This is a genomic window from Nocardioides sp. (genome assembly GCF_041600255.1).
In the GTDB taxonomy this organism is placed as follows: domain Bacteria; phylum Actinomycetota; class Actinomycetes; order Propionibacteriales; family Nocardioidaceae; genus Nocardioides.
In genome coordinates this window covers 20,899-47,274 of sequence record NZ_JBFIKK010000006.1, presented here as the reverse complement: position 1 = coordinate 47,274, position 26,376 = coordinate 20,899, and the positions used below count along the sequence as shown (strand labels likewise).

20 protein-coding genes are annotated in these 26,376 nt (G+C 71.3%); 15 read left to right on the top strand and 5 right to left on the bottom strand.

The genetic code is table 11. From position 1 onward, the window contains the following. Both ABZE72_RS01565 and ABZE72_RS01560 read left to right on the top strand, forming a co-directional pair. Positions 1 to 281: lipid II:glycine glycyltransferase FemX (locus ABZE72_RS01565; protein ID WP_372727253.1), on the top strand; the 281-nt coding region annotated here is incomplete at its 5' end. Between the two features lie 10 nt (positions 282 to 291). Continuing rightward, positions 292 to 1,350 (top strand): alanine racemase, encoded by a 1,059-nt coding sequence (locus ABZE72_RS01560; RefSeq protein ID WP_372727252.1) that lies wholly within the window; start codon positions 292 to 294, stop codon positions 1,348 to 1,350. On the opposite strand, the gene ABZE72_RS01555 is transcribed toward ABZE72_RS01560, so the two are convergent. Both ABZE72_RS01555 and ABZE72_RS01550 read right to left on the bottom strand, forming a co-directional pair. Continuing rightward, positions 1,340 to 2,779, bottom strand: coding sequence for a glycosyltransferase family 87 protein (locus ABZE72_RS01555; protein ID WP_372727251.1), 1,440 nt, complete (start codon positions 2,777 to 2,779; stop codon positions 1,340 to 1,342). The genes ABZE72_RS01560 and ABZE72_RS01555 overlap by 11 nt on opposite strands. A gap of 7 nt (positions 2,780 to 2,786) precedes the next feature. Next, positions 2,787 to 5,141, bottom strand: coding sequence for a transglycosylase domain-containing protein (locus ABZE72_RS01550; RefSeq protein ID WP_372727250.1), 2,355 nt, complete (start codon positions 5,139 to 5,141; stop codon positions 2,787 to 2,789). A gap of 155 nt (positions 5,142 to 5,296) precedes the next feature. Here ABZE72_RS01550 and ABZE72_RS01545 point away from each other — a divergent pair, with 155 nt between their 5' ends. The 3 genes from ABZE72_RS01545 to ABZE72_RS01535 all read left to right on the top strand — a co-directional run bounded on the left by ABZE72_RS01545 (position 5,297) and on the right by ABZE72_RS01535 (position 11,493). Further along, positions 5,297 to 5,911, top strand: coding sequence for a helix-turn-helix transcriptional regulator (locus ABZE72_RS01545; protein ID WP_372727249.1), 615 nt, complete (start codon positions 5,297 to 5,299; stop codon positions 5,909 to 5,911). Positions 5,912 to 5,928: 17 nt separating this feature from the next. Next, a complete protein-coding gene (locus ABZE72_RS01540) occupies positions 5,929 to 7,002 on the top strand; it encodes an inositol-3-phosphate synthase (protein WP_372727248.1) in 1,074 nt (357 codons plus the stop codon). A gap of 249 nt (positions 7,003 to 7,251) precedes the next feature. Then, positions 7,252 to 11,493, top strand: a complete 4,242-nt coding sequence (locus tag ABZE72_RS01535) for a PKD domain-containing protein (protein ID WP_372727247.1) — start codon at positions 7,252 to 7,254, stop codon at positions 11,491 to 11,493. 85 nt (positions 11,494 to 11,578) lie between these two features. On the opposite strand, the gene ABZE72_RS01530 is transcribed toward ABZE72_RS01535, so the two are convergent. Then, on the bottom strand, positions 11,579 to 12,046 hold the full coding sequence (locus ABZE72_RS01530; protein ID WP_372727246.1) for an SRPBCC family protein: 468 nt from the start codon (positions 12,044 to 12,046) through the stop codon (positions 11,579 to 11,581). An 81-nt stretch (positions 12,047 to 12,127) separates the two neighbouring features. Beyond that, entirely contained in the window at positions 12,128 to 13,576 is a 1,449-nt protein-coding gene (locus ABZE72_RS01525; protein WP_372727245.1) for a CCA tRNA nucleotidyltransferase, read from the bottom strand. An 85-nt stretch (positions 13,577 to 13,661) separates the two neighbouring features. Here ABZE72_RS01525 and ABZE72_RS01520 point away from each other — a divergent pair, with 85 nt between their 5' ends. From ABZE72_RS01520 to trxA, 7 genes are all read left to right on the top strand, one after another. Then, a complete protein-coding gene (locus tag ABZE72_RS01520) occupies positions 13,662 to 15,785 on the top strand; it encodes a DUF6049 family protein (protein WP_372727244.1) in 2,124 nt (707 codons plus the stop codon). After that, positions 15,782 to 17,476: a murein biosynthesis integral membrane protein MurJ gene (gene murJ / locus ABZE72_RS01515; RefSeq protein ID WP_372727243.1), complete on the top strand. Its 1,695-nt coding sequence runs from the start codon at positions 15,782 to 15,784 to the stop codon at positions 17,474 to 17,476. Before ABZE72_RS01520 ends, murJ begins: the two co-directional genes overlap by 4 nt. A gap of 63 nt (positions 17,477 to 17,539) precedes the next feature. After that, entirely contained in the window at positions 17,540 to 19,384 is a 1,845-nt protein-coding gene (locus tag ABZE72_RS01510; protein WP_372727242.1) for a protein kinase family protein, read from the top strand. Next, the gene (sigM, locus tag ABZE72_RS01505; RefSeq protein WP_372727241.1) at positions 19,381 to 20,076 is read left to right on the top strand and encodes an RNA polymerase sigma factor SigM; all 696 of its coding nucleotides are present in this window, start codon (positions 19,381 to 19,383) and stop codon (positions 20,074 to 20,076) included. Before ABZE72_RS01510 ends, sigM begins: the two co-directional genes overlap by 4 nt. A gap of 59 nt (positions 20,077 to 20,135) precedes the next feature. Beyond that, on the top strand, positions 20,136 to 20,888 hold the full coding sequence (locus ABZE72_RS01500) for a hypothetical protein (protein WP_372727240.1): 753 nt from the start codon (positions 20,136 to 20,138) through the stop codon (positions 20,886 to 20,888). Between the two features lie 70 nt (positions 20,889 to 20,958). Then, positions 20,959 to 21,984, top strand: a complete 1,026-nt coding sequence (gene trxB / locus ABZE72_RS01495) for a thioredoxin-disulfide reductase (RefSeq protein ID WP_372727239.1) — start codon at positions 20,959 to 20,961, stop codon at positions 21,982 to 21,984. Between the two features lie 173 nt (positions 21,985 to 22,157). Beyond that, positions 22,158 to 22,484, top strand: coding sequence for a thioredoxin (gene trxA, locus ABZE72_RS01490; protein WP_372727238.1), 327 nt, complete (start codon positions 22,158 to 22,160; stop codon positions 22,482 to 22,484). Here the strand turns inward: trxA and ABZE72_RS01485 are convergent. Continuing rightward, complete coding sequence (locus ABZE72_RS01485; RefSeq protein ID WP_372727237.1) at positions 22,474 to 23,100, bottom strand: N-acetyltransferase family protein; 627 nt, start codon at positions 23,098 to 23,100, stop codon at positions 22,474 to 22,476. The two genes, trxA and ABZE72_RS01485, sit on opposite strands and share 11 nt — an antisense overlap. 91 nt (positions 23,101 to 23,191) lie before the next feature. On the opposite strand from ABZE72_RS01485, the gene ABZE72_RS01480 reads away from it, so the two are divergent. The 3 genes from ABZE72_RS01480 to ABZE72_RS01470 are packed head-to-tail and all read left to right on the top strand — an operon-like array spanning position 23,192 to position 26,303. Next, complete coding sequence (locus tag ABZE72_RS01480) at positions 23,192 to 24,526, top strand: PLP-dependent aminotransferase family protein (protein ID WP_372727236.1); 1,335 nt, start codon at positions 23,192 to 23,194, stop codon at positions 24,524 to 24,526. Positions 24,527 to 24,535: 9 nt separating this feature from the next. Beyond that, entirely contained in the window at positions 24,536 to 25,540 is a 1,005-nt protein-coding gene (locus ABZE72_RS01475; protein ID WP_372727235.1) for a D-alanine--D-alanine ligase, read from the top strand. Further along, positions 25,533 to 26,303, top strand: a complete 771-nt coding sequence (locus ABZE72_RS01470; RefSeq protein WP_372727234.1) for a lysophospholipid acyltransferase family protein — start codon at positions 25,533 to 25,535, stop codon at positions 26,301 to 26,303. Before ABZE72_RS01475 ends, ABZE72_RS01470 begins: the two co-directional genes overlap by 8 nt. The last annotated feature ends 73 nt before the right edge of the window (positions 26,304 to 26,376 follow it).

Genomic DNA, 26,376 nt, shown 5'->3' with positions numbered 1-26,376 from the left:
CCTGGTACTCCTACGGCGCCTCGTCCACCGAGAAGCGCGAGGTGCGCGGCTCCAACGGCGTCCAGTGGGCGATGATCCGCGCGGCCCTGGCGGCCGGTGCGGACGTCTACGACTTGCGCGGCATCACCGACACCCTGGCCACGGACGACCCGCACCTGGGCCTCATCCAGTTCAAGGTCGGCACCGGCGGCGAGGCCGTGGAGTACGTCGGCGAGTGGGACCTCCCGCTGAACCGGCCGCTCTACAAGGCGTTCGAGCTCTACCTCCGGCGCCGGGGCTGAGGGGCCCGCGATGAGCCTGACCCTCGCCGTCGACGGCGCCCGCTGGCGCAGCCACCTACGCGCGGTCGCCGACGAGACCCCCGGGCTGACCCCCGTGATCAAGGGCAACGGCTACGGCTTCGGCGTGGGCCGGTTGGCCCGCCGGGCCGCGTGGCTCGGCGTCGACACGATCGCCGTGGGCACCTACGACGAGCTGCCGGAGGTCGCCCAGCGGTTCTCCGGCGACCTGCTGGTCCTGACGCCGTGGCGCCCGTTCGGCCCGGCGCTCGAGGCGGACCCGGCGCTGGCCGACCGGGTGATCCACACCGTGGGCCGCGTCGAGGACCTCGAGCAGCTGCTGGCCCGCGAGCCCCGGGCGCGGTTCGTGCTCGAACAGGTCACCAGCATGCTGCGGCACGGCCTCTCCGGACGCGAGCTCTGGGCCTGCGCCCCGATCCTGGCCCAGCACCCCGGCGCCCGGCTCGAGGGGATCGCGCTGCACCTGCCGCTCGCCCAGGGCTCCCACCTCTCCGAGGTGCACCGGCTGCTGAACGACGTGGTCGCGGCCGGCCTGCGCACCCGGACGATCTGGGTCAGCCACCTGACCCGCGACGAGCTGTCCGCGCTGCGCGCGTCGTACGCCGACTTCACGATCCGGCCCCGGATCGGGACCGACCTGTGGCTCGGGGACCGCGGCGCCCTCCGCGTGCACGCGACCGTGCTGGACGTGCACCCGGTCGAGCGGGGCGACGTGTTCGGCTACCGCGGCCGCACGGCGCCCAAGTCTGGCCACATCCTGGTCGTCAGCGGCGGCACCGCCCACGGGATCGGGCTCGAGGCGCCGACCGGGGAGACCACGATCCGGGCCCGGGCCGCCACGCTGGCCCGCGGCGGCCTGGACGCGGTGGGCTTCGTGCGTTCGCCGTTCTCGATCCACGGCAAGCAGCGGCTCTTCGCCGAGCCCCCGCACATGCAGGCCTCCATGCTCTTCCTGCCGCACGGCCCCCGGGTGCCGGAGATCGGCGAGCAGGTCGACGTCCGGGTGCGCTTCACCGCGACCCGCTTCGACAGCGTCGTCGTCAGCGGCTGAGGGCCGGCTCCGGTAGCGGCGACGCCGCCTCCGGCTCCGGTTCGTCCTCGCCGGCACGCACCGGGTCGTGGTCGGGACGGAGCACGTCGCGGACCACCACGGCCACCAGGTACAGCTCCGCGACCATCCGGACGACGATCGCCACCCAGTAGGCACCGACGTCGCCCCCACCGCCGGGACTGAGGAAGCCGCCGAGGTACCACCACACGGCGGCGAAGTAGAAGAGCTCGCCGGCCTGCCAGACGATCTGGTCGCGCCACCGGGGCCGGGCCAGGACGGCCAGCGGGAGCAGCCAGAGCACGTACTGGGGTGAGTAGACCTTGTTCACCAGCAGGAAGCCGGCCACGACCAGGAAGCCGAGCTGGGCCAGCCGGGGGGTGCGCGGAGCGAACATGCCCAGGAGCAGCACCCCGAGGCACCAGCACCCGAAGAAGACCCAGGAGGCCTGGTTGATCGTGACCGGGTGGAACGAGAACGCCTCGCTGCCGTCGCGGACCTGCTGGATCACCAGCCAGATCGAGCCGAGGTCGGCGCCCCGGTCGGCGTTGAACCGCCAGAAGACGTCCCACTGCTCGCGTCCGGTCAGGTAGGCCGGCAGGTTGGTGACCACCCAGGCGCCGGCAGCCGCCACCGCGGCCGTCGCGAACCGCATCAACCGGCGGTCGCGGGCACAGATGACCAGCACCCCGCCGAGCAGGAACAGCGGGTAGAGCTTGATCGCCGCCCCCACCCCGATCAGCACCCCGGTCAGCACCGGCCGGTCCCGCGACCACGCCCACAGCGCGCCGGCCACCGTGACGACGGCGAGCAGGTCCCAGTTGACCAGCCCGGTCAGCGCGAGCATCGGCGAGAGCGCGAAGAGGGCGGCGTCCCAGGGGCGACGCCGGTGCACCCCGGCCAGGAACCAGGCGGCGAGCAGGGTCACCGCCGCGAGACCGATCGCGTTGACCGTGACGAACAGCCGCATCTCGCGCTGGATCGCCTTCTCCTCGGTGAGCTTGCCGACCGACCTCCCGTAGCGCGGGGAGAGGTCGGGCGAGCCGCTGAGCCAGTGCGTCACCCAGGCACTCCCCCACGCGAAGTAGGAGATGCCGGCCGGGTACTCCATCACGTCGTAGCGGGCCCGGACCTGCTCGTCGCCGGAGTAGGGCCAGTTCAGCTCGACGAACCCGCGACCGGTGTAGAGGTAGGGCAGGTCGGAGTAGCACATGTGCGAGTAGCGGGTGTCGCCGTTCTGCCAGGAGGCCTGGTAGCAGGTGTTCTTCTGCACCATCCCCAGCGCGAAGCAGACAGCCGTCAGGGCGAGCACCACCCGCAGCGGGGTCCACCAGGGGTGGCGCGTGCCGCGGCTCCCCATGGGTCCACCGACTCCCTCGCTGAGCGAGGCCACGACCGGGTCGTCGAGCGTGGGGTGGACCCGGTCGCTCATCGGCCGGTCACCACCACGCGTACCAGAAAGGCTCGCGGGCGGCCACCGCCCGCGGGCTGGCCTGCGGCCGGGGGGCAGCGGAGCCGGAGCCACCGGACGACGGGCTGTTGCTCGAGGGCGGCGGCGAGGAGGAGGACGGCGGCGAGCTCGAGGACGGCGGGGGCGAGCTGGACTCGCAGCCCAGCGGACCGCACGGCGGCGACGAGGTCGGCGGAGCCGAGCTGGACGGCGGCGCCGTGGGGGTCTTCGACGGCTTCGTGGTCGGCGACTCGGTGGTCTTCGTCGGCGACGGCTTGCGCGAGGGCGGCTTGGTCGGCGGGGTGTACGGCGCGTGGCCCTCCTCGGGCGCGTCGCCGTCGACGTTCGCCGGGGGCGGGAACTCCTCGACCTCCATGCCCTCCATGGCCCGCTTCATCACCGCGGTCCAGGTCTCGGTGGGGTAGCGCGACCCGAAGTACGACGGCAGCCAGTCACGGAGCTGGTCGTCACCGTCGCCGCGCACGTACATCACCGCGGTGGCCAGCTGCGGGGTGTAGCCGACGAACCAGGCAGACGAGACCTCGCCCTTGTCGTTGGTCGCGGTGCCGGTCTTGCCGGCGGCCGGGCGGTCCAGGCCCTGCGCAGCGCGGCCGGTGCCGTTCTTGACGACCTGCTGCATCGCGTACGACGTGTCGGCCGCGATGTCCTTCTCCATGGCCTCGTCGGTCGACTGCTTGTACGACCACAGCTCCTCGCCGTTGCGGTCGACGACCTTCTCCACCACGTGGACGTCGGCGCGCTCGCCCTCGTTGGCGAGGGTCGCGTAGGTGTTGGCCATGTTGACGGCGCTGATCCGGGCCTTGCCCAGGGTGAGCAGGGAGTCGGCCTCGAGGTCGCGGCTGGTGCCGGGGATGCCGGGGTACTTCTTGGCGTCCTTCTCGTAGTTGGGGTCCTCCTTGGCGGGCGGGATCCCCATCCGCTTGGCCATCGCGAGGATCTTCTTCGGCCCGTCCGGGATGCTGTCGGACATGTCGACGAAGGCGGTGTTGATCGACTGCTCGAGGGCGTACACGGCGTTGACCGAGGAGCCGTAGTCGTTGCCGGTGCCGGGGCCCTCGTTCTGGACGGTCAGGCCGTCGGGGAACTCGAAGGGCGAGTTGCCCTCGAAGGTGTCCTTGAGCGAGTAGCCGTTCTCCAGGGCGGTGGCCAGGGTGATCGGCTTGAACGTCGAGCCGACCATGCCGCCGGCGACGGCCCAGTTGATCTGCGAGTCGAGGTAGTCCTGGCCGGCGTAGAAGCCTCGCAGCGCGCCCGTCTCGGGCTCGACGCTGGCGACGCCGATGTGCAGCTCCTTGTCGCCGAAGCCCTCGGGCTTGGCCTCCTTGACGCCCTCCTCGGCAGCCTTCATCGCCTGCTGGGTGAAGGTGGTGGTGACCTGGAGGCCACCGCCGTCGATCTCCTCGTCGGAGTAGCCGAGCGCGTTGAGCTCCTTGCGGACCAGGGTGAGCATGTGGCCGCGCTGGCCGCCGAGCTGGCTCTGCGCCTCGATCTCGGGGAACTTCGGCAGCCGCTTCGCCGCCTTCTCGGCCTTCTGCTCGCTGACCGAGCCCAGCTCGGCCATCCCGTCGAGCACGTAGCGGTAGCGGGTCTTGAGGGCCTGCTTGTTCTCCTTGCCGTTGGCCGGGTCGAAGTTCGCGGGGTTGTTCAGCACGGTGGCCAGCACCGCGGCCTGGCGCAGCGACAGGTCCTTGGCCTTGACGTCGAAGAACGCGTGCGCGGCCGCCTCGATGCCGTAGGCGCCACGACCGAAGTAGATGGTGTTGAGGTATCCCTCGAGGATCTGCGACTTGCTGAGCTGGTTCTGGATCTTCAGCGACAGCACCGCCTCCTTGACCTTGCGCTTCAGGGAGCGCTCCTGGGTCAGGTAGAGGATCTTGACGTACTGCTGGGTGATCGTGGACGCCCCTTGGGTGGAGTTGCCGCGGGCGTTGCTGAAGGCGGCGCGCAGGATGCCCTTGGGGTCGATGCCCTTGTCGGTCCAGAAGGTGCGGTTCTCGGCCGCGACCACGGCGTCCTGGATGTTCTGCGGCATCTCCTTGAGGGAGATCGACACCCGGTTCTGCGTCGCGAAGCGGCCCAGCTCGTTCTCGCCGTCGGCGTAGTAGATGAACGAGGTCTGGGTCTGGAAGTCCTTGTTGGGGTCCGGGATGTCGGTCTTCTTGTAGACCACGACCAGGGCCAGGGCCCCGAGCAGCGCGCCGACCAGGCCGACGACCAGGCCCCACTTCAGGATGCGCTTGACCAGGGCGCCCCTGCCTGCCGGCTCGGCGGGCTTGCGGGCGGACTTCCTGGCGGCTCCGCCAGTCTTGCGCTTACCACTCAACTTCGGCACTCCGGGGGGACTCGACGGGCAGCGACTGGCGCCCGTAACGACGCGTGCAGGAACAGCGCGCCCAGCAGGCACACCGAACACAGGGTACGCAACGCGCGCGGCGACGCCGATTCACGCCATCTGGATATATCGGTACGATAGGTCGCATGGCACGTCGCGCAGAGACCATCGAGCTGGCAGTCCTCGGACTGCTGCACGAGGGACCCATGCACGGCTACGAGCTGCGCAAGCGCCTCAACCTGATGCTCGGCTGGGGTCGGGTGCTGTCCTACGGCTCGCTCTACCCCACGCTGAAGAAGATGCTGCGCGGCGCGCTGATCGAGGAGACCACGGCCACCGTCACCCCGGTGACCCGTCGTCCCCGGATCGTCTACCAGGTCACCGAGGCCGGACACCGCGAGTTCGAGCGGCTGATGTCCGAGGTCGGTCCGACCGCGTGGGAGGACGACACCTTCGACATCCGGTTCGCCTTCTTCGGGCGCACCGACATGGAGATCCGCCTGCGCGTCCTCGAGGGGCGTCGTACTCGACTCCAGGAGCGGCTCGAGCGGGTCCAGAACCAGCTCGCGCTGACCCAGAAGGAGGTCGACCAGTACGCCGCCGAGCTCCAGCGCCACGGCGTGGAATCGGTGGAGCGCGAAGTGCGTTGGCTCTCCGACCTGATCAACGCCGAGCGCACGCACGGCTCACCCGCACCACCCGCACCACCTGACGAGTCATCTCCCACCGCAACCGGCCCCTCGGCCGACCAGCACAAGTAGGACAGGAAGGAATCCCGATGGGTTCGGTACGAGTAGCAATCGTGGGGGTCGGCAACTGCGCCACCTCCCTCATCCAGGGCGTCGAGTACTACAAGGACGCTGACCCCGCCGGCTCCGTCCCGGGGCTCATGCACGTCATGTTCGGCGACTACCACGTCAAGGACGTGGAGTTCGTCGCAGCCTTCGACGTCGACGCCAAGAAGGTCGGCTTCGACCTCGCCGAGGCCACCCAGGCCTCGGAGAACAACACGATCAAGATCGCCGACGTGCCCCCGACCGGCGTCCTGGTCCAGCGCGGCCCGACCCTCGACGGGCTCGGCCGGTACTACCGCGAGACCATCGAGGAGTCCGACGACCAGGCCGTCGACGTCGTCCAGGTCCTCAAGGACACCCAGGCCGACGTCCTCGTCTCCTACCTCCCGGTGGGCTCCGAGGAGGCCGACAAGTTCTACGCCCAGTGCGCCATCGACGCCGGCGTCGGCTTCGTCAACGCGCTGCCCGTCTTCATCGCCTCGGACCCGGTCTGGGCCAAGAAGTTCGAGGACGCCGGCGTCCCGATCGTCGGTGACGACATCAAGTCCCAGGTCGGTGCCACCATCACGCACCGCGTGATGGCGAAGCTGTTCGAGGACCGCGGCGTCGTGCTGGACCGCACCTACCAGCTCAACGTCGGCGGCAACATGGACTTCAAGAACATGCTCGAGCGCGAGCGCCTGGAGTCCAAGAAGGTCTCCAAGACCCAGGCCGTCACCTCCAACATCGGCCACGACCTCGGTGCCCGCAACGTGCACATCGGTCCGTCGGACTACGTCCAGTGGCTCGACGACCGCAAGTGGGCCTACGTCCGCCTCGAGGCCCGCGCCTTCGGTGACGTCCCGCTCAACCTCGAGTACAAGCTCGAGGTGTGGGACTCCCCGAACTCGGCCGGCATCATCATCGACGCGATCCGCGCCTGCAAGATCGCCAAGGACCGCGGTCTCGGCGGCCCGATCATCTCGGCGTCGTCGTACCTGATGAAGTCCCCGCCGGTGCAGCTGCCCGACGACGAGGGCCGTCGCCGCGTGGAGGCGTTCATCCTCGGCGAGGAGTGACCCGGGGCGGTCGCGCCCGACCCGCCCCCGGGGCCGCGGTGACCGACCGCTCCACCCCGCAGCACCCCGGTGCCCCGGAAACCTCCTGGTTTCCGGGGCACTGGTGCGTCCGGGCCGGGTGGGACTGCTCGCGAGGTGTCCGCGTGCGCCACACCTCACGGCACCTTCGTAACCGCCTCCCCCCTCGACTCGTTGCACCGTCACCGCCATCGCGCGTTCGCGCGCGTGACCAACTCTCGAGGGATCCCCATGTCTCAGTCCCACCTGCGACGCCTGCGCACGACCGCGGTCACCACCGCCCTGGTCGCCGGGCTCAGCGCCGGTCTCGTCACCCTGCCGTTCACCACCGCCAACGCGACCGAGGCCACCAGCCCCGTCTCGACGGTGGGCAAGAAGCTCCTCACCGCCGACTTCGACCACCAGTCGAGGAGCATCCGGGTGGGCCAGCAGTTCAAGGTCTCCGGCACCATCGCCACGGTCACCCAGGGCGACGTCGGGCGCCCCGGCGACGGCGTGCCCGCGCGCTTCACGCTCGCGGTGAGCGACGCCACCGGCGAGGTGCTCGGCACCCAGGAGGTGACGGCGGCCGGCGACGGCACCTTCTCCACCATGGTCCCCGGCTCGGTCACCCGTGGCCTCGAGACGGGCGCGCGCGACCTCGTGATCGGCGTCCGTGCCGTCGACGCGACGTACGGCGACTTCGCCTCCGCCGACGCGGGCGCCACCGCGGTCACGGTGGGTGCCACCAGCACCACGCTGCAGATCGAGAACAGCTTCGTCTCCTCGGTCGGCTGGGTGAAGCCCGGCGAGAGCTACCCCTCGCGGATCATCGTGACCAACCCCACCGAGTCCCCGATCGCCGGCGCGACGGTGAAGGTCACCGCCCCGCGCGGCTCCCTGATCACGGCGGCCGGGTCCGGCGGCGTCATCACCAGTGCCGGCAAGACCGTCACCTGGGCCGTGCCGGTGATCGCCGCCAAGGGATCGCAGAGCATGGTCCTCGAGAGCCGGGCCGCGACCGTGGTGGCGGAGCCCACCATCGTGTGGCGTGACCTCTCCACCACCGCCGAGCTCACGCTGGGCGGCGTCGCGGCGGCGCCGGTGACCAGCCACGGCCCGAAGGTGATCCCGCCGAACGAGACCTACGACAGCGCGCGCTACGGCGACCGCCCGTTCCCGGTGGTGCCGATCCAGTACCTCGACCGGCCCTACCAGGCCGAGCACAGCGGCGACCAGCTCGAGCAGATCATCAACGACCCCACCTTCGACGGCTCGACGTTCAACCTCTTCCAGGAGATGTCGCTGGGTCAGCTGTTCCCGAACGGCACCGTGCCCTCGGCCGGCATCGCCACCGCGGACTTCACCTACGCCAAGGGCTTCCCGTTCACCAAGCGCGCAATGCCCGGCAACACCTGCCAGGGCTACACGCTCGCCGACGTCCCCGGCAGCATCCCGAACCCGGTCAACTACCCGGAGCGGATCACCGACGGCATCTACAACCTGCCCGGTGACACCGGCTACTACGGCTCGGACTCCAACGGCACCGCCATCACCGGCTCCGTCACGGGTGTCGGCACGCTCCAGGACATCGACTCCGGCTGCGGCCCCACGGGCAAGATGGTCTTCGACGCGGCCGCGCTGGCCGACCCGGAGATCGACTACTCCGACTACGACACCGACAAGGACGGCGTGGTCGACTTCTTCATGGCGGTCTTCGCCGGCTGCGGCGGCAACGGCTCCTCGCAGCTGACCGTCCTCGGCTGCGACTACCCGGACGCGCCCTACGACAACGTCTGGCCGCACTCCTCCTCGCTGGAGTACTACTACACCGACCCGGCCACCGGCCTGGCCGGCTTCACCACCGACGACCAGCTCAAGGACCTCGAGGGTCGGCTGCTCTTCTACACCGACGCCTCGCGCACCGACATGACCACGACCACCACGGAGTTCCCGGTCTTCGTTCGGGTGGGCCCCTACAACGTCAACCCCGAGACCGCCATCGACGCGGCCAGCGTCATCTCGCACGAGTACGGCCACTCGCTGGGCCTGCCGGACTTCTACTCCACCGGCAACCGTGACACCTACGGCGACTGGAACCTGATGGCGACCGACAAGTCGCAGAACATGGACGCCTTCTCCCGCCAGGAGCTCGGCTGGGTGGTGCCGCAGGTCCTCGAGCCGGGCGAGACCCGGACGGCGTCGGCGATCACCGACTCCAAGGAGGACACCGACACGATCGTCTGGCAGCGGCCCGACGGCACGCCGTACACGCTGACCGAAGGCGTGGACGGCCGCGTCCAGAACTCCGCGATGTACGTCGCGAAGCTCCCCGGTCGCCAGCTCCTGGACCCGGCGAAGTTCGACACCGGTGAGACCGCGACCAAGAAGCACGCCTGGTGGTCGGGGTCGGGCAACGACTTCGGCTGCACCCCGCAGGCCGGTCGCAACCTCGACTTCTCGATCCCCGGCCTGGCCACGCTGCCGGCCGGGACCACCGCGAGGCTCTCCATGAAGTCGCTGTGGGACATCGAGTGGGACTACGACTACGGCTACGTCCTGACCACGGTCGACAACGGGAAGAGCTACACCTCGCGTCCCTCCCTCAACGGCTACACCACGTCGAACACCGACCCGAGCGCCGGCAACCCGAACCAGAACGGCTGCCAGGCCACGTTCAACAACGGTCTGACCGGCTCGAGCGGCTCCTACGAGGCGGGCAGCGAGGCGCTCGACCGCAAGACGGGCGACGTGCCGGACCCGGTCTTCCTCTCCGACAGCTACGACATCACCAACCTGGTCGGGAAGCCGAACGGCGCCCTGCGGTTCAGCTACGCCACCGACCCGGGTCTGGCTCGTCCCGGCTGGTTCATCGACGACCTCAAGGTGACGGTCACCGAGCCGGGCAAGGCGCCGTACGACATCTTCGCCACGGACTTCGAGTCCGACGGCGGTCCCGACGACGGTCGTGTCTTCAACGGCGGCTGCCGCGAGGACCTGACCGTCGCCCAGAGCTGCACCCTGGGCTGGAAGTTCCTGGAGGCGGGTGCCGCCTCCGAGCAGGACCACGCCTACTACCTCGAGATGCGCGACCGTTCCGGCTTCGACTTCGACGGCCACGGCCAGGCCGACCGCGGTGGTGCGGCGTTCCAGGCGGGGCTCTACCTCGCCTACACCGACGAGGCGCACGGCTACGGCAACGCCGGCACCGACGACCCGCCGGCGCAGACCCCGCTGGACGCGACGCCGACCCCCGGCAGCTCCTCGCCGAACCTGAACGACGCGGCGTTCACCGCCGCGGCCGGACGCAAGGCCTTCTCCGACGCCGGTCAGGGTCACACCGACAACTACCGGAACCCGGCGAACACCGAGCGGGACAGCCGCTACCCGAGCGTGGCGAACCCGTGGCGGTTCCGCTACGACTGCCTCGGCTTCGAGGTGCTGGCCATGACCGGCAACGAGAACGGCCCCGGGCCGAGCTCGCCCGCCGGTGGCGACCTGACCGGCGACGTCCGGTTCACGATGGGTGCGGGCTGCGCCGAGTTCGACTACGGCTACGAGCCGAAGGTGGAGACGCCCAACACCGCGCCGGTGGCCGAGGCCGGCCCGGAGACGCTGGAGGCCAGCACCGGGGAGACGGTGACCTTCGACGGCACCGGCTCGACCGACGCCGAGGACCCGAACAGCCTCGACTACAGCTGGAACTTCGACGACGGTGCGCCCGCCAAGGACGCCTCGGGCGCCGTGGTCGAGCATGCCTTCGACACTGCCGGCGAGTACGCCGTCGAACTGCTGGTCACCGACCCGCAGGGGCTCACCGACACGGACACGATCGTCGTCACCGTGACCGAGGCCCCGAACACGGCCCCGGACGCGCGGATGAAGGTCTCGCCGAACTCGCCGTTCGTCAAGCAGCGGGTCAAGCTCGACGCTCGCGGCTCCAGCGACGCCGAGACCGACGGGCGAGACCTGACCTACTCCTGGAACTTCGGGGACGGCGGCAGCAAGGTCGACGCCACGACGCGGGTGGCCCGGGTGAGGTACCGCGAGGCCGGCAACCACCGGATCACGCTCACGGTCACCGACCCGAGGGGCGCGAAGGACGTCACCCGCCAGAAGATCCTGGTCCGGCGCTCGACGGGCTGCGGCGACCGCTCGGTCGCCTGGACCGGGAGCTGGCGGATGGTCCAGTCGGACTCGCGCGGCGGCAGCCACTGCGACAACAAGGGGCGCGGTCGCGGCCAGGACACCCTGACCACGACCATCACCGGACCCCGGGTCGACCTGTGGCACGGCCGGGCTCGTGACGGTGGCGCCGCCAAGGTGTTCATCGACGGCGTGAAGGTGGGGTCGCTGAGGTTCCGCAACAACTCGCGGACGCCGAAGATGAGGTACCACCGCACGTTCGCCGGCCTCGGCCGGGGCGAGCACGAGGTCCGCGTCGTCGTCACCCGCGGCGCTGCCTACATGGAGGGTTTCGTCACGATCCGCTGACGTCCCGCCCCGGGGCCCCCAAGGCAGAGCCGGCCCGTCGTCCTCGCAGGACGGCGGGCCGGTTCCGGGTGGGGCCGGGGCGGGGTCAGACGGCTTCGGCCTCCGCCTTGATCCGGCTGAGGGTCTGGCGCATGCCCTGGCGCAGCTCGCCACCGAAGCCACGCTGGCCACCGAAGACCAGGGCGGTCAGCTTGATCGAGATGTCCGAGATGCCGTTCGGGGCTTCGCGACGCTGGATGATCCGGGTGCCGGCGTCGGTGGGCTCGAGGGTGAACGACCAGACCGTGAAGTTGTCCTTCACCCGGAACGCCAGCTCGCGCTCGGGCTCGAAGCGGACCACCTTGGCCTGGGTCGGCCAGACGAGCAGGCCGCGCCGGTTGATGTTGAAGGTCCGGGTGCCCTGCTGGACCGGGCCGCCTCGTACGAACGTCTTGACGACCTGCGGGCTCCAGGCGCTCATCCGGCCCAGGTCGGAGACCAGGGACCAGACGGTGGCCGGGCTCGCGGCGACCTCGATGGTCTCCTCCAGCAGGGGGTCGATCTCTTCGGGCATGCGGCACTCCAGGGTTGGTGGGACGACGGCTACCCCGGCCAACGAACCTACCGGCGGTATGTCACGGCCGCAGGACTGTGATCAGCGTTGCGCGGCCCATTCGATCAGGGCGGCCCGGGCCTGCTCCTCGGACATCGGACCGCGATCCATCCGCAGCTCGAGCAGGTGCTGGTAGGCCTGGCCGACCTCGCGACCCGGGCCGATGCCCAGGATCTCCATGATCTGGTTGCCGTCGAGGTCGGGCCGGATCGAGGCGAGCTCCTCCTCCTCGGAGAGCCGCTCGATCCGCTCCTCGAGGTCGTCGTAGGTGCGGCGCAGCCGGTCCGCCTTGCGCTGGTTCCGGGTGGTGCAGTCGGCGCGGGTCAGGATGTGCAGCCGCTCGAGCTCCGGGCCGGCGTCGCGCACGTAGCGTCGTACCGCGGAGTCGGTCCACTCCCCGGAGCCGTAGCCGTGGAAGCGCAGGTGCAGCTCGACCAGCCGGGTCACCGCGTCGATCTCGTCGTTGGAGAAGCGCAGCGCCCGCATCCGCTTGCGGGTGATCTTGGCGCCGACCACGTCGTGGTGGTGGAAGGTGACCGTGCCGTCGCCGACGAAGCGACGGGTCTTGGGCTTGCCGACGTCGTGCATCAGTGCGGCGAAGCGCGAGACGAAGTCGGGTCCTCCGCCGGGCAACCGGTCCTCGAGCTCGATCGACTGCTCGAGCACGGTCAGGGTGTGCTCGTAGACGTCCTTGTGCCGGTGGTGCTCGTCGCGCTCGAGCGCCAGCGCGGGCAGCTCCGGGATCACCCGGGCGGCGAGACCGGTCTCCACCAGCAGGGTCAGCCCCAGGCGCGGGTACGGCGCACACACCAGCTTCACCAGCTCGTCGCGGACCCGCTCGGCGGAGATGATCTCGATCCGCTCGGACATCGCGGTCATCGCCGCCACGACCGCCGGGTCGACGGTGAACCCCAGCTGGGCGGCGAACCTGGCCGCCCGCATCATCCGCAGCGGGTCGTCGGAGAAGGAGTCCTCGGGCCGGCCCGGCGTCCGCAGCACCCGGTGCGCCAGGTCGACCACGCCGCCGTAGGGGTCCTCGAACTCACGGTCCGGGACGAGCACGGCCATCGCGTTGACGGTGAAGTCCCGGCGGCCGAGGTCGCCGGCCAGGGTGTCGCCGAACTGGACGTCGGGCTTGCGGGAGCTCGCGTCGTACGACTCGGAGCGGTAGGTGGTGATCTCGACCTGCCACTCGCCCTTGCGGCAGCCGATCGTGCCGAAGTCGCGACCCATGTCCCACATCGCGTCCGCCCAGCCCTTGAGCAGGGCCTCGGTCTGGTCGGGGTGCGCGGAGGTGGTGAAGTCGAGGTCGTTGTGGTGCCGACCGAGCATCGCGTCGCGTACCGGACCCCCCACCAGGGCCAGCTGGTGCCCGGCGTTGCGGAAGCGATGCCCGAGCTCGTCGATCACCGCGGAGATCCGGTCCAGCTCCTCGGCCGCCGACTGCTGGACGTCGGCGATCTGGAGCGGCGGGAGCGGGGCGTCGGACACGGGAGGCCACTTTAGTCCCCGGGACACCCGACCCGGACCAGCGCACCGTCCCTCGCCGACGGGGCACGGCGGATAGAGTCGGCGCGTGGTCCGCCCCCCGTCGTTGTTGCCTGCCCTCGCGGCCGTGGTGATCACTGTGACGGCGCCGCTGCTGACGGCGCCCTCGAGCGCGTCGTCCCGACCCGCCCCGGCCCGCAACGACGCCCCGCTGTCGGTCTCGATCGACGACCTGGCGCCGTCGGTGGTCCCGCGCAGCGGGCCGGTCCGGATGAGCGGTTCGGTGACCAACACCGACGACGAGACCTGGTACGGCATCAACGTCCACGCCTTCATCTCCGGCCAACCGATCACCACGCTCAGCGACCTCGAGGCCACCACGGACGTCGCCCCCGGCGCGCCGACCGGGGAGCGGATCACGGCGCCGGGGACCTTCGACACGATCAGCTCCCTGGAGCCCGGGGAGTCCGCCCAGTTCTCGGTGCGGGTGCCGCGTCGCGACCTCGAGGTCACCCTGCCCGGCGTCTACTGGTTCGGCGCCCACGCGATCGGCGAGGGTCCCGAGCCGCGCGACAGCACGGCCGACGGACGGGCGCGCACCTTCCTGCCGCTGGTGCCCGAGGCACGTCGCCGCCCGGTCGACACGGCCCTCGTCGTACCCGTCCGCCACCACGTCGACCATGCTCCGGACGGCAGCCTGGTCGACCTCGGACGTTGGGCCGCCACGTTCGGCTCCGAGGGGCGGTTGCGGCGACTGGTGGACTTCGGGGCCGCCGCCGGGTCGCGTCCGATCACCTGGCTGGTCGACCCGGCCGTCGTGGACGCCGCCCACGCGCTCGACCAGGGCAACCCGCCGCGATCACTGGCGTCCACGGTGGCCCCGACCGGTGCGCCGGAGCCGACCGGCAGTCCGTCCGCCGAGCCGGACGAGGGGGGCGAGGCGACGCCGCCGTCCGGGCTGGACCCGGACCTGCCCGCCGCCGCGGACGCAGCGGGCACCTGGCTCGCCCGCCTGCGCGAGGGGCTGCGCGGCAGCCAGGTCCTGTCCCTGCCGTACGGCGACCTCGACGTCGCTGCGGCGGCCGAGATCGCCCCGGACCTCTACTCACGCTCCCGGAACCGGACCAGCACCCAGCTCGCCGACTGGGGCGTGAGCACCAGCCCGGCCGTCGCTCCCCCGGGCGGGTTCCTGAGCACGGCGGCCCTCGAACTGGTGGGCGACGACGCCACCGTGCTGATCAGCGACGACGCCGTCCCCGGGCCCACCCCGTCGGTGGCCCGGGTCGACGGCGCCACCGTGGTGCCCACCTCCAGCGCCGCCGCCACCGGGGGGCCGGGACCGAACGACCCGCGCTCGCTGGTCGCGATGCGCCAGCGGATCGTCGCCGAGGCGGCCGTCCGGGCGCTCTCCGACCCGGCACAGCCCTTGGTCCTGGTGCTGCCCCGCAAGTTCGCGCCCGCCTCGAGCACCGGCTTCTTCGAAGGCCTCGACCTCGACTGGCTCCGGCTCACCACGCTCGCCGACATCGCCCAGCGACGCGGTCGGGCCGTGGACCCCGCCGAGATCGTCTACCCCCGGGCCGAGGCCCGTCGGCAGTTGGACGCCGCCAACTTCTCCTCCGCGAACGCCCTGATCGACTCCGGCGAGAGCCTCCAGCGGGTGCTCAGCGAGAACAAGCAGATCGCGGGCGAGGTCACCGGGGAGGCCCTCACCGACGTCTCGTACACGAGTCGCCGACGTCCGAACGCGGCCCGCTCGTCGGCCGACCGCTCGCGGTCGTGGATCGACGCCCAGCTCGCCTCGGTCCGCGTCGACGCCCCCCGGGCGGTGACCCTCTCCAGCGAGGAGGGACGCTTCGCCGCCACCCTCACCAACGGTCTCGACCATCCCGCGACCGTCCGGATCGAGGCGGTGACCGACGGACCGCTGACGATCTCCGGGCCGACCAGGGTCGAGATCGGGCCCGGCGCCCGCACCACCGTGCTGCTCAACGCGACCACGACCGCCCTCGGCGTGAACAACGTGACGCTGGTCGTCACCGACCTCGCCGGCAACCCGCTCGGCTCGACCGACACCGTCCCGATCCGCTCCGCCCAGGTCAGCCGGGCGATCTGGCTGATCCTCGGCACCGGGATCGGCCTGCTCTTCACCGCCATCGGCGTACGGCTGGTGCGACGGGTCCGCTCGCGCGCGGGAGCCGGCACCCGATGAGCGACTCCGACGACACCCGGGACTCCGAGCAGTCCTCGATCCTCGCGTCGAGTGCGGTGATGGCCGCCGGGACCGTGGTCTCCCGGTTCAGCGGCTTCCTCCGGTCCGCCCTGCTCGCCGCGGCGCTCGGCAACCTGCTGCACGCCGACCTGTTCACGATCGCCAACACGATCCCGAACATGCTCTACATCCTGCTGGCCGGCGGCGTCTTCAACGCCGTCCTGGTGCCGCAGCTGGTCCGGGCGATGCGCAACGACCCGGACGGCGGCGACGCCTACACCAACCGGATCATCACGCTGGCCGGACTCTTCCTCGGCGTCGTCACCGCCGTGCTGGTGCTGGCCGCGCCGGCGGTGATGTACCTCTACCTCGACCAGTCGTTCCAGTGCTCCGACCTGGTCCCGCAGCGCGAGTCGGTGATCGACTTCGCCCGCTACTGCCTGCCGCAGGTCTTCTTCTACGGCATGTTCGTGCTGGTCGGGCAGGTGCTCAACGCCCGCGGCCGCTTCGGCCCGATGATGTGGGCGCCGATCGCGAACAACGTGATCTCGGTCGGCGTGCTGCTCGTCTACCTGTTCGTCTTCGGTCCGGCGAAGGGTGCCGAGCTGACCGGTGGCTACACCCCCGGGCAGGAGGCGCTGCTCGGGCTGGGGTCCACGGTCGGCATCGCCGTGCAGTTCCTGATCCTGGTGCCCTACCTGCGCTCGGCCGGCTTCCGGTTCAAGCCGCGCTTCGACTTCCGCCACGCCGGGCTCGGGCACACCATGCGGCTGGGCATCTGGACCGTGCTGTTCGTGATCGTGAACCAGATCGCCTACCTGGTCGTCGTACGTCTCGCCTCCAGCGGTACGTCGGCCGGCGGCTGCGGGGCCACCCCGCCCAGCGACGGCACCGGCTACACGATCTACTCCTCGACCTTCCTGATCATGATGGTGCCGCACTCGATCATCACGGTCTCGCTGGCCACCGCGATCCTGCCGCGGCTCTCGGCTCGCGCGGCCGAGGGCGAGCTCGGCGAGCTGGCCCGCACGTTGACCTCGACCCTGCGCACCGCGCTGGCCGTCGTGGTCCCCTTCGCGCTGCTGCTGCCGCTGATCGCACCCGACGTGTCCCAGGTGATCTGGGGTCACGGCGCGGCGAGCGAGACGTACCGCAACTACGCGCCGTCGCTGGCACTCTTCGGGCCGGGCCTGGTCGTCTTCACGATCCACTACCTGATGCTGCGCGGCTTCTACGCCCTCGAACGCACCCGCACGGTCTTCTTCATCCAGTGCGCCGTGGCGGCCTCGAACATCGCGGTCGCGCTGGTGCTGGTCACGCTGGCCGACCCCGAGCAGACCTCGCCGGCCCTGGTGCTGGCCTACACCGCGTCGTACGCCGTGGGCTCGCTGGTCTCCTACCAGGTGCTCCGCCGTCGCCTGGGCGGCCTGGACACCCCGAGGCTGGTCCGCTTCGGGGTCCGTCTCCTCATCGCCGCCGGGCTGTCCACCACGGTCGCCCTGGTCGTCGCCCGGGTGATCGACCTGCTGGCCCCCAGCCCGAGCTGGCCGGTGGCGGCCCTGCAGGCGCTGGCGATCACGGTCGTGGACGTCGTCGTCTTCCTCGTCCTGGCCCGCGCCATGCGCTTGCGCGAGGTGACCCAGGTGATCGACACCCTCACCCGCCGCCTGCCGTCCGCAAGCCGACGTTGAGGCGCCCTACGATGGCCTCGTCCGTCCATGAACCACCCCCACCGGGGAGCAGAAGGGAGTCGCGTGCCGCATTCCGTCCGGCCCGGTGACGTCCTCGCCGACCGGTACCGCCTGATCGACCTGCTCACCGAGAGTGGCGGCGGCCGGTTCTGGCGGGCCCACGACCGTATCCTCGAGCGTCACGTGGCCCTGCACGTCATCTCCGAGTCCGACGAGCGCGCGTCCGGCCTGCTCGAGGCGGCTCGGCGCTCCGCCACCGTCCTGGACCGTCGCCTGCTGCGGGTCCTGGACGCCGACCAGGTTGACGGGCTCTGCTTCGTGGTCAACGAGTGGGGTCAGGGGCACTCCCTGGACGTGATGCTGGCCAAGACCGGTCCGTTGGCCCCCCGCCGGGCCGCCTGGCTGGTCTCGGAGGTCGCCGCGGCGATCGCCGTCGCGCACGACACCGGGGTGGCCCACGGTCGCCTCGTGCCGGAGAACGTCCTGGTCGACCGGACGGGGTCGGTCCGGGTGATCGGCTTCGCCGTGGACGCCGCCCTGCACGGGCTGCCGGCCGGTCGGATCGCCACCGACGTGGCCGACCTCGGCGGACTCCTCTACTGCGCCCTGACGGGGAAGTGGCCGGGGGTCTCCCGGTCGGACGTCGCTCCGGCGCCACACGAGCACGGCCAGGTGCTCCGCCCCCGCCAGGTGCGGGCCGGCATCCCGCGTCCCCTCGACGCGCTCTGCGACGCGGTCGTCAACCCGTACGCCGCCGCCACCCCGTCCCGGCTGGGCGAGGACTTCGACCTGAGCACCGCCCGCGGGATCAGCGGCTACCTCGCCGACTTCGTGGGCGACGCGACCGGGATGGCCGAGGCCGAGCTGCTTGGCGCCTCGACCCCGGGGCAGCCCGAGACCGTGGTGCTCACCCCGCTGTCGGAGCTGGAGGCCGCCGCCCAGGAGTCGAACGGCGAGGAGGATCCGGTCGAACCGGTCACCCCGGCGGGCCACGACCAGCCCACCCAGGCCGGGATGCCGATCTTCGACGACGAGGCCGACGAGGTCTCGTGGCTGCGGGCCCGCTCCGAGCCCGCCCCGCCTCCGCCCCCCTTCGAGGACCCGCCCGAGCGGCCGCTCTTCGCGCCCGAGCCGACCAACGGCGAGCCGGTGCGCCGGCCGCGTCCCGGGGTCGCCGCGACCGGGTCCCAGGACTACTGGCCCTGGGGTGACACCGGCACCGGAACCGGTACGGGCACCGGTGCGGTGGTGAACACCGGCACCGGCGCCTTCGGGATCGTCGACCCGCCGGCCGACGAGGTCCCGGGGCGCAACTGGCTGCGCCTGGCCGCCGCGGTCGCCGGAGGGCTGCTGCTGCTGGTGGCGATCGTCGTCGCCTACAACCTCGGCCGTGGCAAGACGCCGATGGGGGCCGAGCCCACCGGCCCGGGCGTCTCCGGCTCGCCGAGCACCTCTGCGGTCGCGACGGCGATCGATGGGGTCACCGCCTCCGACTTCGACCCCCAGGGCGACCCACCGACCGAGAACCCCGAGCTCGCACCGCTGGCGGTCGACGACGACCCGTCGACCGCGTGGCGCTCGCTGACCTACAAGCAAAACTTCGGGCCCGGCGGCCTCAAGACCGGGCTCGGCCTGACCCTGGACCTCGGTGACGCCTACGAGGTCTCCCAGGTCGACCTGGCGCTGGTCGGCGAGGACACCGAGGTGGCCGTCTACGTGACCGACGAGGCGCCCACCACCGTCGAGGGGCTGTCGCCGGCGGCGACCGCGACGCTCGGCACCACCGGTGAGATCGCCCTCGACGAGGCGGTCGAGGGTCGCTTCGTGACCGTCTGGCTCACCTCGGTGCCGGCGGTCGACGGAGGCTTCCGCGGCGAGATCGCCGACGTGGTGGTCCGCGGCTCATGACCTCCACGTCCCCGGACGCGTCCTCGAGCGACGTGGTCCTGCTGCAGGCCCACGTGGACGGCGACCCCGACGCGTTCGGGCTGCTCTTCGCCCGGCACCGTGACCGGTTGTGGGCGGTCGCGCTGCGCACGATGGGCAACCCCGAGGACGCCGCGGACGGTCTCCAGGACGGACTGGTCGCGGCGTACCGGCGGGCCGGCTCCTTCCGGGGGGAGGCAGCGGTGACCACCTGGCTGCACCGGGTCGTGGTGAACGCCTGCCTCGACCGGATCCGGGCCGCCCGGGTACGCCGCACCGAGCCGTTGCCCGACGACCTCGAGGAGTACGGCAACCGCGGCTCCACGACGACGTCCACCGTCGCCGACGACACCGCCGACCCGGCCGACCTGTCGGTGCGCGACGAGCGCCGGCAGGCGGTGCTGGCGGCGCTGGCGACGCTGCCGGAGGAACAGCGCGCCGCCCTGGTGCTGGTCGACATGGAGGGCTACCCCGTCGCGGACGTCGCCCGGATGCTCGACTGCGCGGTCGGGACGGTCAAGTCACGCTGCTCGCGTGGCCGCGCCCGGCTGGCAGTGCTGCTGGCGCCGCTGGAGGGCTCCGGTGACGAGCCCCACCCGTCCGCAGGGAACCCCGAGGCGGGCCGGGCCGTCCCACCCACCAGGGACGAGCGCGGACCCCCGGCCACGGCCTGACCCTGACCGTGCCCCGATCGACCCGCCCGCGAGACTGACCAGGAAGGAGGCGCTCCCCCGTGGCCCAGCACGACCCGAAGCTCACCAAGCAGCAGGACCAGGCTGTCCGCCGCCTCCTCGCCGAAGCCCGGCACACCGAACCCATGCCCGACGACGTCGCCGCCCGACTCGAGCGGGTGCTGTCCGACCTCGCCGACAGCCCCGAGGGGCCCGGCGAGACCGGGAACCTGGTGGAGCTCGCCTCCCGGCGCCGGCGTCGAGTGGCCTCCCTGCTGGTGGCGGCCGCCGCCGTCGTCGTGCTCGGGGTCGGCCTGGGCCAGCTGATGGACATCGGCCAGGGCGACGCGATCAGCGCCTCGACGGCCGACCGCTCGACCCCGGAGGACGCCGACAGCGCGGCTGGGAGCGCGGCCGGGAGCGGCGAGACGAACAGCGAGCTGGGGGCGGCCCTCGACTCCTTCGGCAGCTTCGAGACGCTGGCGCCGGTCGAGATCCGCCCGGACGACTTCTCCACCGACGTGGCCCGGACCCGACGCCAGCTCGAGAGCGGTCGGCTGGCCGATCGCACCTCCCCGACCGACAAGTCCCCGACCAGCTCGTCGGCCGAGTCCGCGCCGGCGGAGTCGGCGGGCAGCTCGGCGTACGACTGTGTCCGCCCGGAGTGGGGCGAGGGCAGCTACGTGCCGGTCCTGTACGGCGCCGATCTCGGGGTCCTGGTCTTCCGCGAGGTGACCGGGGACAGCCAGGTCGTCGACCTGTTCAGCTGTGGCAGTCCCGAGGTCCTGCGCTCGATCACCCTGCCCGTGCCCTGAGCCGGGGAATGCCTCTCGCCTACGATCGGTTGACCTGACGTCCCATCCGATCGAGGAGAGCACCCCCGACATGACCGAATCCACGGATTCTGCCCCCCGCAACGTGATCGTCATCGGCTCCGGGCCGTCCGGCTACACCGCAGCGGTCTACGCCGCTCGTGCCAGCCTCGCCCCGCTGGTCTTCGAGGGCTCGGTGACCGCCGGTGGTGCGCTGATGAACACCACCGAGGTGGAGAACTTCCCCGGCTTCCGCGACGGCATCATGGGCCCGGCCCTGATGGACGAGATGCGTGCCCAGGCCGAGCGCTTCGGCGCCGAGATGATCGCCGACGACGTGGTCGAGGTCGACCTCACCGGCGACGTCAAGGTCGTCAAGACCGCCACCGACACCTACACCGCCCGCGCGGTCGTCCTGGCCACGGGCTCGGGCTACCGCAAGCTGGGCCTGCCCAACGAGGAGGAGCTCTCCGGGCGTGGCGTCTCGTGGTGCGCGACCTGCGACGGCTTCTTCTTCCGCGACCAGCACATCGCGGTCGTGGGTGGTGGCGACTCGGCCGTCGAGGAGGCGACGTTCCTGACCCGCTTCGCCTCGAAGGTCTCGCTGGTGGTGCGCCGCGACGAGCTGCGCGCGTCGAAGATCATGCAGGAGCGCGCCTTCGCCGACCCGAAGCTGGAGATCCTGTGGAACTCCGCCGTCGACGAGATCCACGGTGAGGACCGGCTGGAGTCGGTGACCTTGCGCGACACCGTGACCGACGAGACCCGTCCGCTGGACGTGACCGGCCTGTTCATCGCCGTCGGCCACGACCCCCGCTCGGAGCTGCTCGGCGGCCAGGTCGACCTGGACGAGAACGGCTACGTGCTGGTGCAGCACCCCTCGACGGCCACCAACCTCGCGGGCGTGTTCGCCGCGGGCGACCTGGTGGACCACCACTACCGGCAGGCGATCACCGCTGCCGGGACCGGCTGCGCGGCGGCTCTGGACGCCGAGCGGTACCTGGCCACCCTCGACCACGCGGCTGCGACCGCCGACGAGGCGCAGGCGGCCGTGGCCCACGAGGCGCAGACGAACATCACCGAAACCGCTGGTCTGTGAGGTGTCGGGATCCCCGGATCTCCGGGGATTCCTGCGCTTCCAGGCCGTTGCAACCCCCGATAAGCGCCAACTTCCCCGGAGATCCGGGGATCCCTGCACCACCCACCCGGGAACAAGCACCCCCACCCGTGGTGTTCACTGATCACTGACTTCATCTGACGAAAGGTAGTTCCGTGGCGAACATTGCTGCCGTGACCGACGCCGAGTTCGAGGCGCAGGTCCTCAAGTCCGACAAGCCCGTCCTCGTGGACTTCTGGGCCGAGTGGTGCGGACCGTGCCGTCAGGTCGCCCCGATCCTCGACGAGATCGCCACCGCCCACGGCGACAAGATCACCTTCTTCAAGATGAACGTCGACGAGAACCCGGTCACGCCCTCGTCGTACCGCGTCACCGGCATCCCCACGATCAACGTCTACCAGGGCGGCGAGGTCGTGAAGTCCATCGTCGGCGCCCGCCCGAAGGCCGCGCTGCTCAACGAGCTGCAGGACTTCATCGCCTGAGCACCCTGGAGGCACCTCTGGTTGCCTTCGACGCCGGGCGCACGGCACCCCACAGGCGCTCCCACGCCGCTTCCACGTCGGTCCGCCACGTGATCGCGGACCGGAGCTCCATCCGCATCCGCGGGTGGGTGCCGTGCGCTCGCTGCGTCTTGAAGCCCACCCCGGACAGGAAGTCCGCGGGCACCACGCAGCACCCACCACCCCGGTGGTCCCCGAACGCCTCGACCGCCCGGATCCCCCGCTCGGTCAGGTCGCGCGCCATCCCCTGCACGAGCATCCGCCCCAGCCCGCCCTTCGCGTACGCCGGATCGACGTACGCCGTCGTCAGCAGCACCGCGTCCGGTGACACCGGAGCCGTCGGGAAGCCGGCCGCCCCGGGCACGAACCTCTCCGGCGCGTAGACCAGGTAGCCGGTCGGCTCCCCGTCCACCAGCGCCACCCGTCCGCACGAGCCCCACTCGCGCAGCACCTCGGAGATCCAGGCCTCCTTCTCGGCGGCCGGGTCCGCCACCTGGCTGCGACGCACCGGGTCGAGCTCCCAGAAGAGGCAGGACCGACACGGCGAGGGCAGGGCGTCGAGGTGGTCCAGGGTGAGCCGGACGATCTTGCGAGACATGGCACCTCCGCGGCCGGAGTGGACGAACTCCGTGCCCAACCACCGGGCTGGTGGTGCGCACGCTTGCTCCATCGTTCATGCTAGACGCGTCATGGAGCAGACTCCCGCGCGCAGCGAATCCCACCCGGCCAGCACCCGCCTCGACTCGTACGTCGATCGGTACGCCGCGCGCACGGCCGGCATGACCGCCTCCGAGATCCGGGCTCTGTTCGCCGTCGCCTCCCGCCCCGAGGTCGTCTCGCTGGCCGGCGGGATGCCCAACATCTCCGGCCTCCCGCTCGACCTCGTCGGCAGCGTGATCAGCGATCTGGTGGCCGACCACGGCACCACCGCCCTGCAGTACGGCTCCGGTCAGGGCGACCCGGTCCTGCGCGAGCAGATCTGCGACGTGATGCGCCTCGAGGGCATCGAGGCCCACCCCGACGACGTCGTGGTCACGGTCGGCTCCCAGCAGGCGGTCGACCTGGTCACCCGGATCTTCTGCGACCCCGGCGACGTGGTGCTCTGCGAGGCCCCGTCGTACGTCGGGGCGCTGGGCGTCTTCAAGTCCTTCCAGGCCGACGTGGTGCACGTGGAGATGGACGCCGACGGTCTGGTGCCCGAGGCGCTGCGCCAGGCGATCACGGCGGTCAAGGCGGCCGGCAAGACGATCAAGTTCCTCTACACGATCCCGAACTTCCACAACCCCGCCGGCGTCACGCTGACCGCGGAGCGCCGCCCGGAGATCCTCGCGATCTGTCGCGAGCACGACATCCTGGTCCTGGAGGACAACCCCTACGGCCTGCTCGGCTTCGAGGGCGAGCCGATGCGGGCGCTGCGCGCCGACGAGGCCGAGGGCGTCATCTACCTGGGCTCGTTCTCGAAGACCTTCTCCCCCGGCATCCGGGTCGGCTGGGCGCTCGCGCCGCACGCGGTGCGCGAGAAGCTGGTGCTGGCCCAGGAGTCCGCGACCCTGTGTCCGCCGTCGTTCAGCCAGATGGCGGTCTCGGCGTACCTCACCGCGCACGACTGGCAAGGCCAGATCAAGCAGATGCGCGAGATGTACCGCGAGCGCCGGGACGCGATGATGCAGGCGCTGGACGACTTCATGCCGGCTGCCTGCTCGTGGAACACCCCGGACGGTGGCTTCTTCGTCTGGGTGACGCTGCCCCCGGGCATCGATGCCAAGGCGATGCTGCCGCGGGCCGTGACGGCTCGGGTGGCCTACGTGCCCGGCACCGCCTTCTTCGCCGACGGCTACGGCTCGAGCTCGATGCGGCTCTCCTTCTGCTTCCCGACCCCGGAGCGGATCCGGGAGGGCGTGCGCAGGCTGGCCGGCGTGCTGGACGACGAGATGGAGCTGCGTGCGACCTTCGGGGCCGGAGCTCCCGTGCACGGCCTCGAGGCCCGCAGCGGGTACGACGCCCCCAGCACCGATCTGAGCTGACGAACCCCGATGAGTGGAGACGACGTGGCCGCACAAGGCGCTGACAGCAAGCCGGGACAGGTCCTGGTCCTCGCAGGCGGGCTCTCCCACGAGCGCGACGTGTCCCTGCGCTCGGGCCGACGGGTGGCCGAGGCGCTGCGCGGCACGGGCCTGGAGGTCGTCGAACGCGATGTCGACTCGGCGCTGCTCGGGGTGCTGCGCCGCGATCGGCCCGCGTGTGTCGTCCCGATGCTGCACGGCGAGACCGGCGAGGACGGCGCGGTGCGCGAGGTCCTCGAGCTCCTCGACGTGCCGTACGTCGGAGCGCCGCCGTCCTCGTGCCGGACCGCGTTCGACAAGCCGGTCGCCAAGGAGGTGGCCCGTCGGGCCGGGATCCTGACGCCGGACTCGGTCTGCCTGCCGCACGAGACCTTCCGCGAGCTGGGGGCGGCCGACGTGATGGCCGCCCTGGTGGAGCGGCTGGGCCTGCCGTTGATGGTGAAGCCCGCCAAGAGCGGCTCGGCCCTGGGCTGCTCGGTGGTCCGTACGGCCGAGGAGCTGCCCTCGGCGATGGTCAACGCCTTCGCGTACGGCGACGTGGCGCTGCTGGAGCAGTTCGTGGTGGGCCTGGAGGTGGCGGTCCCGGTGATCGACGACGGCTCGGGTCCCCGCGTCCTTCCCGCGGTCGCGATCCTGCCCGACGGTGGCGTCTACGACTACACGGCGCGGTACACGGCCGGCTCCACGGAGTTCGTCACGCCGGCCCCGGTCAGCTCGGCCGTCGCCACCGAGATCGCCCGGGTCGCGCTGCGCGCCCACGAGGCGCTGGGCCTGCGGGACGTCTCGCGCTCGGACCTGATCGTGGACGAGCAGGACCGCGTCTGGTTCCTCGAGGTGAACGTGGCGCCGGGCTTCACCGAGACCTCCACCGTGCCCCTGTCGATCCAGGCCGCCGGCCTGGACCTCGGCCAGGTGTGCGCCTCCCTCGTCGACGCCGCGATCGCTCGCGGCACCCAGGAGTCCCGTCATGCGTGACCTGACCTACCCGCCGATCATCCTTGCCGCGAAGACCGCCTTCCGGGCGCTGGGGCAACGCATCCGGCTCTCCGGCACCGAGCACGTGCCCCGCTCCGGCGGCGTACTGCTCGCCTACAACCACATCGGGTACGTCGACTTCGTCTACGGCGGCCTCGCGGCGAACCCGTCCGGGCGCAAGGTCCGGTTCATGGCGAAACGTGAGCTCTTCGACCACACCTGGACGGGACCGCTGATGCGGTCGCTGCACCACATCGAGGTCGACCGCGGCGAGGGCCAGTCCTCGCTCCGTACGGCGGTGGAGTACCTGCGGGCCGGTGAGGCGGTGGGCATCTTCCCCGAGGCGACGATCTCCCGCTCGATGGAGCTCAAGGAGTTCAAGTCCGGGACGATGCGGATCGCGGCGGAGGCCGGCGTCCCGGTGGTCCCGGTGATCCTCTGGGGCACCCAGCGAATGATGACCAAGGACCACCCCAAGGACTTCAGCCGGGGCAAGACGATCCAGATCTCCGTGGGCGCTCCCCTGCACCCGACCGGTGCGGACCCGGCCGCGGAGACGGCCCAGCTGCGCTCGGTGATGGCGGAGATGCTCGAGCAGGCGATCGCGTCGTACCCGGCCGAGGAGCAGCCGCCCGGATCCTGGTGGCTGCCGGCCTCGTACGGCGGCTCCGCGCCCACGCCGGAGCAGGCGCTGGAGCTCGATGCGGCCGAGAAGCGTGAGCGGGCCGCCCGCCGTGCCGCTCGCGCGAAGCCGACGAAATGATGAGTGTCTAACTCGCTTTATCGATAGGTCGCTTTGTCGACATATTGCTTCGCCGACTGAAGTCCGCGCCTGG